Origin of the sequence: Nonomuraea sp. MG754425 (assembly GCF_021699195.1) — a bacterium.
GTDB lineage: Bacteria > Actinomycetota > Actinomycetes > Streptosporangiales > Streptosporangiaceae > Nonomuraea.
The window spans coordinates 21,018-33,467 of the sequence record NZ_SSXE01000112.1 but is presented as its reverse complement, the minus strand read 5'-3'; the positions used below and the strand labels follow the sequence as shown (position 1 = coordinate 33,467).

Below are 12,450 nucleotides of genomic sequence, written 5' to 3'. Positions count from 1 at the left end.
GAGTAGTTGTTGCCCTTGTCATAGGAGAGCTGGGTGGCCTCGCGGTAGCGGGTCGCGGCCTCGTCCAGCTCGCCGAGCTTGAGGTGGAGGGCGGCGCGGCCGGACAGCAGCGGGGCCCGCAGCGCGCGCCAGGCGGGGGCCTCGGCCAGGGCGAGCCCTTCCTCGTACGCCCGCGCGGCCTCCTGCCAGCGGCCCTGGTCCGTGAGAGCGGCACCCAGCAGGCCGAGGGACCTGACGAGCCGGGCGGGCAGCGCGGCATCGTCGTCACGGGCCAGCTCGACCGCCCGGGTCAGGTGTTCGGCCGCCTCCTCCACCCGTCCCAGGGCGGTGGCCGCCGCGCCCAGGTTGCTCAGGTGCTCGGCGGCCCGCTCGTCGCGCAGTTCGTACCCGCGCGCCGCGTACGCGTGGGCGGCGGCCGGGTCGCCCAGCTCGCGGCACAGTAAGGAGAGCTTGGCCAGCAGGTACGACCGGTCATCGGCGCCCTCGGCGGTGGTCCTGCCGAACGCATGCTCGCCGGACGCGGCTCGATCCGGCACACCGCCGTCCGCCCGGGACCGACCGGACGCACCCGCACCGGGCGGGGTGGCGTCGGGTGGGGTGGCGTTCAGTGCTTGTTCGGCCAGGGTGCGGGCGGTGGCGAGGTCGCCGGTCGATTCGGCTTCCTCCAGGCGCAGGCGTCGTTCCAGGTGGTCAAGTGCCTGCCCGGGGCGTGACTCCGCGCGGAGGGAGGTGACGGCCTGGGCGAGGGTGACGCGGCCGGCGGTGACGTCCCCGATGGTGAGCTGGATGGCGGCCAGGCGGGACAGGAGGGCGGCGTCCAGGCCGCCCGCCATGGCGGCGACGATCTCGAACGGCGTCCCCGACGGCCGCGGGTCCGGAGCCGTGGCGAGGCCGTCCAGCCCCTCTTCCAGGCGGGCGCGGGCCCGGCGGGCCGCGCCGTTCGCCTCCAGGGCGAGGCCGAGTTTGATGGACGCGAGGGCGGCCAGCCGGTCCTGGCCGCTCGCGCGGAAACCGGCGAGGGCCGCCTCCTGGGCCTCCGCCTGCGCCCGCGGGTCACCCTCCCGGGCGGCGATCGCGGCCAGGCGGTCGTGGACGACGGCCTCCTTGAGCGCGTCCCCCGCGACCGGCCCGAGCACCGCGCGCAGCCGGGCCTTCGCCTCGCGCGGCTCGCCCAGCCGGACGTCCGCCGCGGCCCGTACGAGGGTGGCGGCGAGCAGGGCGTCCGGGTCGCCTTCCGCGGCGGCCAGCTCCAGCGCCCGGTCCAGGTCGGGCAGCGCGTCCTCGACGCGGTCCAGCGCGGTCAGGCAGGCGGCCCCCATGACCAGCGCGAACGCCTCCTTGACCGGTGCCCGCAACCCCGCGAACGCCTCCGCCGCCGCCCCGAACGCCTCCAGAGCGGCCCCCGGCTCCCCCTCCGCGTACGTCAGCACGCCCAGGTTGTAGCGCACCGACGCGGCCCCGTCGTGGTGGCCGATCGCCTCGTACTCGCGCCCGGCCAGCTCGAACGCCACCCGCGCGCCCTCGGTGTCGCCGCGGACCCGGCGGCGCCGGCCGATGCGCGCCGTCACGCTCGCCGGCCGTGGTGGCCGCGGCCGGCGAGCGTGACGGCGTGCGCGTCGAGTGTCCTGCACGCCTCCTCCCACTCCCCCGCCGCCTCCAGCTCGATGGCGCAGGCCGCCATGCGCTCACCGGCCGCGGTGAGGTCGTCCTGGTCCACGGCGGCCCTGGCGGCCGGTACGAGGGCCAGCGCCGCCGCCCGGACGTCACCGCTCTCCAGGTGCAGTTCCCTGGCCCTGACCGCGCAGGCGACCGCGGCGGCCGGGTCGCCCATCGCCAGGCACGCCTCGGCTGCGTCCCCTTGGTGCGCCGCCTCCTCGACCGGCAGCCCGGCCGCCTCGCACAGGGCCGCCGCGCGCAGGTGCCGCTCGACGGCTCGGGCCGGGTCGCCGATGCGCAGGTGGACGAGGCCCATGTTGCGGAGCTGGCGTGCTTCCGAGCGTGGATCGGCGAGGGAGCGGTGGATGGCGGCGGCCCGCTCGTAGGCGGAAAGGGCCTTCCCGAACTCCCCACCCGGCACCAAACCGGGGTGCTCGGAGCCGGGACGTTCCGAGTCATGGCGCTCGGAGCCGTGGCGCTCGGAGCCGTGGTCTCCAGGGGTGTGGTCGTCGATGGCGTGGTGGGCCGTGTCCGTCTGGGAGGCCAGGCTCTCGTGTGCGGCGCCCTGCCGCTCCAGCGCGTACGCGCCCCGCGCCAAAGCCCCGTCCGCCCCGTTCGCCCCGTCCGACGCGAACGCCCGTGCCGCCCGGTCCAGCACCCGTACCGCGACGCGCTCCCGCCCGGCGGCGGTCAGCCGCTGGGCCACCTCCAGCAGGAACTCCCCCGGCTCCGCCGCCCCCCGCTCGGCCAGTGCGAGCAGTTCGAGCGCCACCTCCTGGTCCGCGTCCGGAAGGCGCAGGGCCAGTTCGGTCGCGGCCGGTGCGAGCTGGTCGTCCACCTCGGGCGGGGCGTCGAGCCCGGACAGCAGGGCGGCGTCGCCGTCCCCGGCCAGGGACAGCGCCTCGGTGAGGTCGAGCGGGTCGCGCAGCGCCGTGTAGCGGGCCAGCAGCGCCTCGCACAACGTCCGCCGCGCGCCGGCCTGCCCGGACGAGGTGCGCTGCGCCAGCTCGGCCCCCTGGCGGGCGGCGAGCACGGCCTCGCGCAGGTCGTCGGCCCGCCGGCCGCCCGCGTGCGTGGCGCGCCAGCGCAGCACCTCCGACACCAGCCCGTACGCCTCCACGCGCAGGGACGCCCGGCCCCCGGCCGCGAGGGCTTCGCGTAACGCGGCGACGGCCTCGCCCGCGGTGCCGGGGGTGAGGCCGAGCTTGAGCGTCCGGCCGAGCAGCAGCAGCGTGCCGGGCCTGGCCGGGTCCTGCTCGCCGAGTGCGGCCAGGGCGGCGCGGGCGGCGGCGACGGCCTCGGCGGGGTCGCCGTCCGTCACGACGGCACGGCGGTGCAGGGCCCCGGCCAGCACCGTCAGATGCCCGGCCCGGCCGGGATGGCCGTCGGGGGCGTGCCCGGCCGCCTCGCGCAGGACGTGCACGGCCTCGTCCAGGTCGGCGAGGTCGCCGGTGACGAGGTGGCGGCGCAGGCGGCGCTCGCCGAGCAGCCCGAGCCGGACGGCGGGGTCCGTGCCGAGGCCCCGCGTGCTCTCGTCCGGCGGCACGCGCAGGGTTTCGAGCATCTCGACGCCGGCTTCGAGCGAGCGTTCGTCGCCGGTGACGACGTACCACTCGACGAGCCCGGACGCGTACGGCGCCAGCACCCCGGGATGCGCCCACTGCTCGTGCCAGAAGTCCAGCGCGCACTGCCCCAACCTGATGAAGGCCAGCAGGTCGCCGTCGGCGCAGGTGGCCGCCGCGCGTGCCTGGGCCAGCTCGACGAGCGTCAGCAGCGCCCGCGACCGGTCCTGGCCGCCGGCGGGCGCCTCGGCAGCCGCCAGGTACGCCCTGACGAGCTCATCGTCGTCACCGGCCGCCGGGCCCAGCGCCGCCGCCAGGTCCGGCGCGTACGCGGCGTCGCCCAGCGCGGCCCGCAGCAGCAGGTGCACCGCGTCGTCGATGACGCCCCGCTCGCCGCTCGCGCCGTGCAGCCGCACCAGCGCGGCCCCCACCGGCCCGAGCGCGCCGGAGGCCCAGGAGGGGTCGGCGGAGCGCGCGGACTCCTGGAGCAGCAGCCCGGCGAGCCGCTCGCACACCTCCGGCGCGGGGTCGGCCACGGCGCGGCGGACCAGGGTGTGGACGAGCAGCCCGACGTGCCGGTACGCGGCCGGGTCCACCTGCCGGAGCACCTCCGCCACCAGCCCGGCCCAGGTGTCGGCCGACGCGGCGGGCGGCGCGTGCGGGCCGCGCAGCCGTTCCGGCAGCCGGTCGGGGTCGAGGACGGCGACGGCGGCGAAGAAGGCGCCCGCCACCGCGGCGTCCTGGACGGTGTGCTCGTCGAGCCGGTAGCGGGCCAGGTGCAACATCGCGATCAGCCGCCAGGCCGCCGCGTCGGACCGGTCTCCGGCGCAGTCCCGCATCGCCTGCTCGGCCTCGGACAGCGCCGCGGGATCCCAGATCAGCCCGGGGTCCGCGGCCTGTTCGAAGCGCTCGATGCGGGCGGCCAGCGCCCCGGCCGGGTCGGTCATGGGCCCAGGCTCTCACCGGCGCGCGTCCGCGTACAGGAGACTCCGGCGGTCAGGCGCGGTGGACGCACCTGCGGAAACAATGTGTCAGGCACGTTAACTTCTTGTTCACGGCACGCCGCGTGATGGTGAGGGCACCTGAGGGTGGGTAGATGCGCTGCATGCTTTATGGCAAGGAACACGTCCGGCGCTACCAGGAGACCGACGGCGCCGAGGGACACGACTGGAACAACACCACCGTGTTGCTGCTGACCACCAAGGGCCGCAACTCCGGCAAGCCCTACACCACGCCGCTCATCTATCAGCGGTTCGGTGACGACTACCTGGTGGTGGCGTCCAAGGGTGGTGATCCCGACCATCCGCAGTGGTACAAGAACCTCCAGGCCGATCCCGAGGTGAAGGTGCAGGTGATGGGCGACCGGTTCACGGCCACGGCGCGGACGGCCCAGTCCGGGGAGAAGCCGGACATGTGGCGGGTCATGGCCCGGACGTGGCCCGACTACGACGAGTACCAGCAGAAGACCGACCGGGAGATCCCGATCGTCGTGCTCGAACGCGCGCGGTGAGCGCGGGCCGCCGCGCCCGCGGCGGGGCGGCCCCGGCACGGCCGGCAGCGCGGCCGGTCGGCACGGCAGGTCAGAGGGAGGCGTACAGGTCGAGGGTGCGGCGGGCGATGCGTTCCCACGAGAAGTGGCCGATCGCGCGGGCCCGGCCCGCCTCGCCCATGGCCTGCGCCCTGACCGGGTCGCCGAGCAGGGTGTTGACGCGTTCGGCGAGGTCGGCGGCGAAGCGCTCCGGGTCGTGGGGCGTGCCGTCGGGGCCCTGGGAGATCGGCACCAGCAGGCCCGTCTCGCCGTCGGCGACCACCTCGGGGATGCCGCCGGTCGCCGTCGCGACCACGGCGGTCTCGCAGGCCATCGCCTCCAGGTTGACGATGCCCATCGGCTCGTAGACCGACGGGCACACGAACACCGTCGCGTGCGTCAGGAGCTGGATCACCTCGGGCTTGGGCAGCATCTCCTGGATCCAGAACACGCCGTCGCGGCCGAGGCCGCGCACCAGGCCGGTCACCTCGGCGGCGATCTCCGGCGTGTCGGGCGCGCCCGCGCACAGCACGAGTTGCGCCTTCGGGTCGAAGGAGCGGGCCGCGCGCAGCAGGTGGACCAGGCCCTTCTGGCGGGTGATGCGCCCGACGAAGACGACGTACGGGCGGTTCGGGTCGACGCCGTGCCTGGCCAGGACGTCGGTGCCGGGGTCGGGGGCGTACTGGGCCGTGTCGATGCCGTTGTGGATGACCTGCACCTTCTGCGGCGGGATCTCCGGGTAGGCGGCCAGGACGTCGCGCCGCATGCCCTCCGACACCGCGACGACCGCGTCGGCGGCGGCCAGGGCGGTGCGCTCGGCCCACGACGAGATCGCGTAGCCGCCGCCGAGTTGCTCGGCCTTCCAGGGGCGCAGCGGCTCCAGGCTGTGCGTGGTGATCACGTGGGGCATGCCGTGCAGCAGCTTGGCGGCGTGCCCGGCGAAGTTGGCGTACCAGGTGTGCGAGTGCACGACGTCGGCGCCCTCGCAGGCGGCGGCCATCTCCAGGTCGACGCCGAGCACCTGCAGCGCGGCGTTGGCGTCGGCCAGCCCGTCCGGCACCCGGTAGGCCGACACGCCAGGCTCGGCGCGGTCGGCGCCGAAACAGCGCACGCGTACGTCGGCCAGCTTCCGCAACTCCCTGGCGAGGTACTCCATGTGCACCCCGGCACCGCCGTACACCTCGGGCGGATACTCCCGGCTGAGCAGATCAACACGCATGAGACGACCTTACGGGCGGACCCGGCAAGAAAAACACATCGACAAGCCCAAGGTCGGCATGCCCGGTTCGTACATTGGGCTCCAAAACCGGACAAGCAACAAGCTCCCCGTGCGGGGTTTCGTCGATAGAACGGCCATTTGGGGGTAGCGTCCTGGGCATGAGGTCCCGGAGGGTGCTTGCGGTCGTGCTGGCAGGTGGAGAGGGCAAGAGGCTCATGCCGCTCACGGCGGATCGGGCCAAACCGGCGGTGCCGTTCGGCGGGATGTACCGGCTGATCGATTTCGTGCTGTCGAACCTCGCCAACGGCGATTTCCTGAAGATCGTCGTGCTGACGCAGTACAAGAATCACAGCCTCGACCGGCACGTCTCACGCACCTGGCGGCTGTCGGCGATGCTGGGCAACTACGTGACCCCGGTGCCCGCGCAGCAGCGGCTCGGGCCGCGCTGGTTCTCCGGCTCCGCCGACGCCCTGTTCCAGAACCTGAACCTGATCTACGACGAGATGCCCGAGCACGTGATCGTCTTCGGGGCCGACCACATCTACCGGATGGATCCGCGGCAGATGGTCGAGCAGCACGAGGACTCCGGGGCCGACGTGACGGTGGCGGCCATCAGGCAGCCACTGTCGCTGGCCGACCAGTTCGGCGTGATCGAGACCGACCCCGAAGGGCGCCGGATCGTGGCGTTCCGGGAGAAGCCGAAGGACGCGGTGGGCCTGGCCGACTCCCCCGACGAGGTGTTCGCCTCGATGGGCAACTACGTGTTCAAGACGCAGTCGATGATCGACGCGCTGCGCGAGGACGCGCTCGACCCCACGAGCAAGCACGACCTGGGCGGCAACATCATCCCGATGCTGGTCAAGTCCGGCGGGGCCGACGTGTACGACTTCGCCCACAACATCGTGCCGGGCTCCAGCGAGCGCGACCGCGGCTACTGGCGCGACGTGGGAACGCTCGACGCGTACTACGAGGCCCACATGGACCTCATCTCGGCCCATCCGGTCTTCAACCTGTACAACGACAAGTGGCCGATCTTCACCGGGCACGACCCGCTGCCGCCGGCCAAGTTCGTGCACAACGACGGCGACCGGGTCGGGCGGGCGATCGACTCGCTGGTCTCCCCCGGCGTGATCGTCTCCGGCGGCACGGCGATCAGGTCGATCCTGTCGCCCAAGGTCGTGCTCCACTCGCACTCGCGGGTGGAGGACTCCGTGCTGATGGAGAACGTCAAGGTCGGGCGGGGCGCGATCGTGCGCAAGGCGATCATCGACAAGAACGTGGTGATCCCCGACGGGGCGCGCATCGGGTTCGACCTCGACTACGACCGCACACGTTTCGCGCTGACCAGGGGCGGGGTCGTGGTGATCGGGAAGAACGAGATCGTCGACCGGTGAGCGGAGGGCGGGCCGCCCGCCCGCGCCCCCGGAACCGGTCTCCGGTCAGAACCGGATGCCCGGCCGGACGTAGTCGCTCCAGCCGCGCGAGCCCGTGACGCCCCAGTCGCCGCCGCCCCAGGTCGGGGCGCTCCAGGTGCCCGGCGTGCCCCAGTTGGTGTGGTATCCCTGCCCCCAGTGGCCGCCCTGGCACGCGTCGGCGGCGCGGGGGCCGGCGTAGACGCCCCAGGCGTCGATGCTCACCGAGTGGGTGGCGTCGGCCACGGTCAGGTCGCAGCCGTCCCGAGCGGCGGCCGGCGGGGCCGTCGCCACGAGCGCGGCGGCGGCGAGCACGCCGCCCGCCGCGATGAGCTGAGCTTTCATGATCTCCCCCAGAAGTCACGTTGATCCTTACTGTAGGGAGCCCCCCGCGGGGTGCGGCGCAACGCCACGCCCGGACCGTCCGGCCAGGTCGGACGCCCTGCGCGGGGCATAGCCGGCGGTTATGGCGACAGGTCTTGGACCCGCGCGGCGGCGGGGCCGCAGGATCGTCGGCATGGGAAGGCAACGTGCGAAGTGGGCCGCGCTGGTCGCGGTCGTCCCGTTCCTGGCCGCGAGCGGCTGCGCCGCCACGGTCACCGCGCCGCCGGGTCCGGCGACGAGCGCCTCCGCGCCGGAGGCGACCGGAACGCCGGTCGAGGGGGTGGACGCGGCGGCGCAGGCGTACGTGGACGCGGTGAACGCCCGCGACCTGGACGCCCTGGTCGCCTCCTTCGCCCCGGACGCCGAGATCATCGACGTCAGCCGGAGCATCAAGGGGCACGACGCGATCCGGCGGTGGGCGGACGGCGAGGTGATCGGCGGGACCCTGCGGGTGCTGTCGATCGCCGGGCGGCGGGGGGACGGGCAGAAGCTGCTCGTCCACTGGGCTCCGGGCGGGTCCGGCGGCTGGGAGGCGCACTACGACTTCACGGTCGGCGGCGGGCGCATCGTGCGGGTCGACCTGCAATACGCCTGACATATCCGTTTTTAGACGGTATTTGGGCCTTGATGCCGCCGAAATTCGGGATCACCCTGGGCGGCAGGAGGCAGTGAGATGTCGCACCCGCTCGGAGTCAGCCGTCCGGACCTCGAAGTCGCCGACCTGCCCACGCCGGAGGAGGTCTTCAAGGTCTCCAGAATCGGCCCCAAGGAACTGTTCAAGTACGCCGTCGGACCGAGCCTGATCGCTCTCGGCATCTCGATCGGCAGCGGTGAATGGCTGCTCGGCCCCCTCAACGTGGGGCAGTTCGGATTCGTCGGCGTCGGCTGGGTCATCCTGGTCTCGGCGCTGCTGCAGACCTTCTACAACGTCGAATGCTCCCGGTACGTCCTCGCGACCGGCGAGACGCCCGTGGTCGGCTGGGGGCGGGTGCCGCCGGGCTGGCCGCTCTGGGTGCCGCTGTCGGTGCTCATCGTGATCTTCGCGTTCATCGCCGGAGGCTGGGCCGCCTCGGCCGGACAGGGCGTGTACGCGCTGGTCCACGGCGTGCCCCCGGGGCCCGACGACGTCGAGCCGCGGCTCTGGGCCATCGGCCTGCTGGTGCTGGTGTTCCTCATCACCGCCGGGGCCCGCCGCATCAGCCGGGTCCTGGAACTGGCCAACTGGGTGATGGTCGGCTCCATCCTGATCACCCTGCTGGCCGTGGACCTGCTCGTGGTGCCGTTCGAGCTGTGGTGGGAGGGCATCCGCGGGTTCGTCACCCCGGCCGCCCCGCCCGCCGGGATCACCGCCACCCAACTCGGCGGCCTGGCCGGGTTCACCGCGCTGGCCTCGGGCCTGAACTGGTACGTCATGGGCCACTACCGCGACAAGGGCTACGGCATGGGCCACCGCGTCGGCTACATCTCCGGGCTGCGCGGCGACCGGAAGCCGATCCTGGCCAGCGGGGTCACCTTCCCCGACAACGAGCTGAACCGGGGGTTGTGGCGCCGCTGGTACCGGCTGCTCATGGTGGACATGTGGGGCGTGTTCTTCGTCGGCGCCGTCCTCGGCATGCTGCTGCCCACGATCCTCATGGCCCAGGCGGTCGCGCTGGCGGGCGAGCGGCCCACGCGGGCCAACGTGCCCACGTTCGTGGCCGCCGCCCTCGGCGACGAGTACGGGCAGGTGGTCTTCTACGTCGCGCTCGTAGCCGGCGTGCTGATCCTGTTCTCGACCCAGCTCGGCATCTTCGAGGCGATGGTCCGGGTGACCACGGACGCCGCCAACGCCACCAGCCCGCGCCTGCGCAGGCTGATCGAGGGCGACCCGCGCCGCTTCTACTACCCGTTCATGCTCCTGCTGCTCGTGGTGATCTCGATCGTCATCTTCCAGTCGCTGCCGGTGGGGCTGGTCGAATGGTCGGCGAACATGTCGAACCTCGGGGCGCTGATCTACCCGTTCCTGCTGATGTACCTCAACAGCAGGCTGCCGCGCCCGGCCCGGCCGCGCCCGTGGCACTACGTCATCCTCGTGCTCAACTTCCTGTTCTTCGGATTCTTCTTCGTCAACTTCATCGCCGACTTCATCGGGGAGCCGCTGGTGACGTTCTGACCGGTGGCCGGGGGCCGCTTGTGGAATGCGTCCGCGCCGTGTTTGCTTGGCCTGATGATCTCCCCCTACACGGGCTGGACCAGGGAGCACTGGGCCGATCTGGCCGATCGCCTGCTCCTGACGGCCCGCCGCCACGCCTGCCCGTCCCACGCGCGCATCAGCTTCCCCGGCCCGCCCGGCGGCTACGGCCCGGACGTCGACGCCCTGGAGGGCTTCGCGCGCACGTTCCTCGCGGCCGGGTTCCGGGTGGCGGGCGAGGGCGGGCGCGACCCGCTCGGTCTCATGGAGTGGTACGCGCAGGGCCTGGCCGCCGGCACCGACCCGAACCACCCCGACCGCTGGGTCCGCCTGGACGAGCACGACCAGGCCAAGGTGGAGGCCGCCTCCATCGCGCTGGTGCTGCACCTGACCAGGCCGTGGTTGTGGGACCGGCTGCCCGCCCTGGTGCGCGAGCAGGTGGTGGACTACCTGGCGCCGGCGATCGGCGCCGCCTACCCGCCGATCAACTGGGTGTGGTTCCAGATCGTCGTGGAGCAGTTCCTGGCCTCGGTCGGCGGGCCGTACGCGCAGGAGGACATCGACGCCGGGCTCGCCCTGACGGAGAGCTTCGAACGCGAGGACGGCTGGTACGCCGACGGCGCCGAACGCTCCTACGACCACTACGCCGGCTGGGCGCTGCACTTCTACCCGCTGTTGTGGAGCGAGATGGCCGGCCGCCCGCCCGGCCCCCGCTACCTGGCCCGCCTCGAACGTTTCCTGGACGACGCCGTCCACCTGGTGGGCGCGGACGGCTCGCCGCTGATCCAGGGCCGCAGCCTGACCTACCGCTTCGCCGCCGCCGCGCCGTTCTGGGCCGGCGCGCGGGCCGGGGTCGGCTCTCCCGGGCTGCTGCGCCGGGCCGCGTCCGGGATCGTCCGGCACTTCGCCGGACGCGCGCACGACCCCGCGCCCGACGCGGACGGCGTGCTCAACCTGGGCTGGCACGGCCCGTACCGGGAGATCGCGCAGTCCTACTCCGGGACGGGGTCGCCGTACTGGGCGTCGAAGGGCCTGTTCGGGCTGTCGCTGCCGGCCGACCACCCGGTCTGGACGGCGGTGGAGGAGCCGCTCCCGGTGGAGACCGGCGACTTCGCCCGCGTGGTCCGCGCCCCCGGCTGGCTGGTCAGCGGCACCCGCGCGGACGGCGTGGTCCGGGTCGTCAACCACGGCACCGACCACTCGCACCCCGGCTCCGACCTGGCCGACTCGCCGGTGTACGCGCGGCTGGGCTATTCGACGGTCACCTTCCCGCTGCTGTCGGGCGACCCGCTGGACCAGTCGGTCGTGGTCCTCGACGAGGACGGCCGGGCCAGCCACCGGACCGGGTTCACCGCCGGCGGGGTGCGCGCGCTGCCGTCCGGCACGCTGACCGGGTCGTCGCGCTGGCGGGCGCACTGGGGCGAGCAGGGGCCGGGCCCCGACCACGGCCACCCGCGAGGGGGCGCGCCGATGCGGCACGGGCCGGAGGTGGAGGTCGTGTCGGTCGTACGCGGGGCGTGGGAGGTGCGGCTCGCGCGGCTGACCGGGCAGCCGCGCCCGCTGCGGGTGGGCGGCTGGCCCGCGCCGGAAGGCGGCCCCGCCACGCGCGTCGTCGGCGGCCCGGGGCTGACGGAGTCGGGCACGGACGTCGCGGCCACCCCGCTGGGCGAGCGCACGCTGGTCCCCTGGTGCGCGACGCCCGGCGACGCCGAGCCGGGCCGCTGGTACGCCGCCGCGCTCCTGCTGGGCGCCGGGACGGACGCGCCGTCGATCGGCGACCACGAGATCGTCTGGCCGGACGGCACGATCGACCCTCTCCCCCTCGACGCCGGCTGACGTTTCCACGTTCGTCGAAGTGAGCCGTCCGGCGGGTCGCGCGCCACTAGCTTGGCGGCATCCTTGATCGGCACATCGGAGGGAAACGAGTGATGGCCTTGTCATCCGGCCGCATGACCCGCCCCGTCGGCCTCGGGCTGGCGGTGGCCCTGGGCGCCACGCTGTCCCTCGGCGTCGCCACCGCGCAGAGCGCCTCCGCCGCCCCGGCGACCTCGAACACGGGCGTCGCCGCGCAACGGGTGAAGGTCCACGAACTGGTGACGAAGGACGGCGGGTTCTTCTACACCGCCAGCGAGTCGGAGAGGCGGCGGGCGATCGACGAGCACGGCTGGTCGGCCACGCGGACGCCGCTCTCCTACGTGTCGCGTGCCCCGTTCTCCGGCGGCAAGCCGCTCTTCCGGCTGCGCTGGGCGAAGAGCGCCTCCTACCTCGTCACCGCCTCCGTGGCGGAGCGGGAGCGCCTGGTGACCTCGGGCGACTTCCGCTACGACGGCATCCTGGGCTACGCGCCCGGCAGCGCCGCCGCCGGCGGTGACGTGAAGGTGTTCCGCCTGTCGAACAACAACAAGTGGCGGATGGCGATCGAGTCGCACACGAAGAAGATCCTGGCCGACGAGCCCGGCTGGAAGCTCGACGGCCCGCTGCTGCGGCAGTTCGGCCAGGCCGGCTGAGCCACCCGCGCA

General features: G+C 73.7%; 10 protein-coding genes. 6 read left to right on the top strand and 4 right to left on the bottom strand.

Features of this window, described 5'->3' with window-relative positions; all coding sequences use genetic code 11:
• Both FAF44_RS56020 and FAF44_RS32835 read right to left on the bottom strand, forming a co-directional pair.
• Window positions 1-1,568 (bottom strand): tetratricopeptide repeat protein (locus FAF44_RS56020; protein WP_308193422.1); only part of this gene is annotated, 1,568 nt, incomplete at its 3' end.
• Window positions 1,565-4,165 carry a tetratricopeptide repeat protein gene (locus FAF44_RS32835; RefSeq protein WP_237107214.1) on the bottom strand — a complete coding sequence of 867 codons (2,601 nt, stop codon included), beginning with the start codon at window positions 4,163-4,165 and terminating at the stop codon, window positions 1,565-1,567. The genes FAF44_RS32835 and FAF44_RS56020, both read right to left, overlap by 4 nt.
• A 158-nt stretch (window positions 4,166-4,323) precedes the next feature.
• On the opposite strand from FAF44_RS32835, the gene FAF44_RS32830 reads away from it, so the two are divergent.
• Complete coding sequence (locus FAF44_RS32830) at window positions 4,324-4,728, top strand: nitroreductase family deazaflavin-dependent oxidoreductase (RefSeq protein WP_237107215.1); 405 nt, start codon at window positions 4,324-4,326, stop codon at window positions 4,726-4,728.
• Between the two features lie 70 nt (window positions 4,729-4,798).
• On the opposite strand, the gene glgA is transcribed toward FAF44_RS32830, so the two are convergent.
• Window positions 4,799-5,965: a glycogen synthase gene (gene glgA / locus FAF44_RS32825; RefSeq protein ID WP_237107213.1), complete on the bottom strand. Its 1,167-nt coding sequence runs from the start codon at window positions 5,963-5,965 to the stop codon at window positions 4,799-4,801.
• Window positions 5,966-6,123: 158 nt separating this feature from the next.
• On the opposite strand from glgA, the gene glgC reads away from it, so the two are divergent.
• Window positions 6,124-7,359 carry a glucose-1-phosphate adenylyltransferase gene (gene glgC / locus FAF44_RS32820; RefSeq protein WP_237107212.1) on the top strand — a complete coding sequence of 412 codons (1,236 nt, stop codon included), beginning with the start codon at window positions 6,124-6,126 and terminating at the stop codon, window positions 7,357-7,359.
• A gap of 45 nt (window positions 7,360-7,404) precedes the next feature.
• Here glgC and FAF44_RS32815 read toward each other — a convergent pair whose 3' ends face one another.
• Window positions 7,405-7,722 (bottom strand): hypothetical protein, encoded by a 318-nt coding sequence (locus FAF44_RS32815; protein WP_237107211.1) that lies wholly within the window; start codon window positions 7,720-7,722, stop codon window positions 7,405-7,407.
• 172 nt (window positions 7,723-7,894) lie between these two features.
• Here FAF44_RS32815 and FAF44_RS32810 point away from each other — a divergent pair, with 172 nt between their 5' ends.
• From FAF44_RS32810 to FAF44_RS32795, 4 genes are all read left to right on the top strand, one after another.
• Complete coding sequence (locus tag FAF44_RS32810) at window positions 7,895-8,356, top strand: nuclear transport factor 2 family protein (protein ID WP_237107210.1); 462 nt, start codon at window positions 7,895-7,897, stop codon at window positions 8,354-8,356.
• A 78-nt stretch (window positions 8,357-8,434) separates the two neighbouring features.
• Complete coding sequence (locus tag FAF44_RS32805; RefSeq protein WP_237107209.1) at window positions 8,435-9,913, top strand: Nramp family divalent metal transporter; 1,479 nt, start codon at window positions 8,435-8,437, stop codon at window positions 9,911-9,913.
• Between the two features lie 54 nt (window positions 9,914-9,967).
• A complete protein-coding gene (locus FAF44_RS32800; RefSeq protein ID WP_237107208.1) occupies window positions 9,968-11,767 on the top strand; it encodes a DUF2264 domain-containing protein in 1,800 nt (599 codons plus the stop codon).
• 113 nt (window positions 11,768-11,880) lie between these two features.
• Window positions 11,881-12,438 carry a hypothetical protein gene (locus tag FAF44_RS32795; RefSeq protein ID WP_237107207.1) on the top strand — a complete coding sequence of 186 codons (558 nt, stop codon included), beginning with the start codon at window positions 11,881-11,883 and terminating at the stop codon, window positions 12,436-12,438.
• Window positions 12,439-12,450 lie beyond the last annotated feature (12 nt).

Excerpts from the sequence above, each read along its gene's own strand:
- FAF44_RS32835 (WP_237107214.1), bottom strand. The coding sequence starts at position 4,165 with ATGACCGACCCGGCCGGGGCGCTGGCCGCCCGCATCGAGCGCTTCGAA.
- FAF44_RS32830 (WP_237107215.1), top strand. The coding sequence starts at position 4,324 with ATGCTTTATGGCAAGGAACACGTCCGGCGCTACCAGGAGACCGACGGC.
- glgA (WP_237107213.1), bottom strand. The coding sequence starts at position 5,965 with ATGCGTGTTGATCTGCTCAGCCGGGAGTATCCGCCCGAGGTGTACGGC.
- glgC (WP_237107212.1), top strand. The coding sequence starts at position 6,124 with ATGAGGTCCCGGAGGGTGCTTGCGGTCGTGCTGGCAGGTGGAGAGGGC.
- FAF44_RS32815 (WP_237107211.1), bottom strand. The coding sequence starts at position 7,722 with ATGAAAGCTCAGCTCATCGCGGCGGGCGGCGTGCTCGCCGCCGCCGCG.
- FAF44_RS32810 (WP_237107210.1), top strand. The coding sequence starts at position 7,895 with ATGGGAAGGCAACGTGCGAAGTGGGCCGCGCTGGTCGCGGTCGTCCCG.
- FAF44_RS32805 (WP_237107209.1), top strand. The coding sequence starts at position 8,435 with ATGTCGCACCCGCTCGGAGTCAGCCGTCCGGACCTCGAAGTCGCCGAC.
- FAF44_RS32800 (WP_237107208.1), top strand. The coding sequence starts at position 9,968 with ATGATCTCCCCCTACACGGGCTGGACCAGGGAGCACTGGGCCGATCTG.
- FAF44_RS32795 (WP_237107207.1), top strand. The coding sequence starts at position 11,881 with ATGACCCGCCCCGTCGGCCTCGGGCTGGCGGTGGCCCTGGGCGCCACG.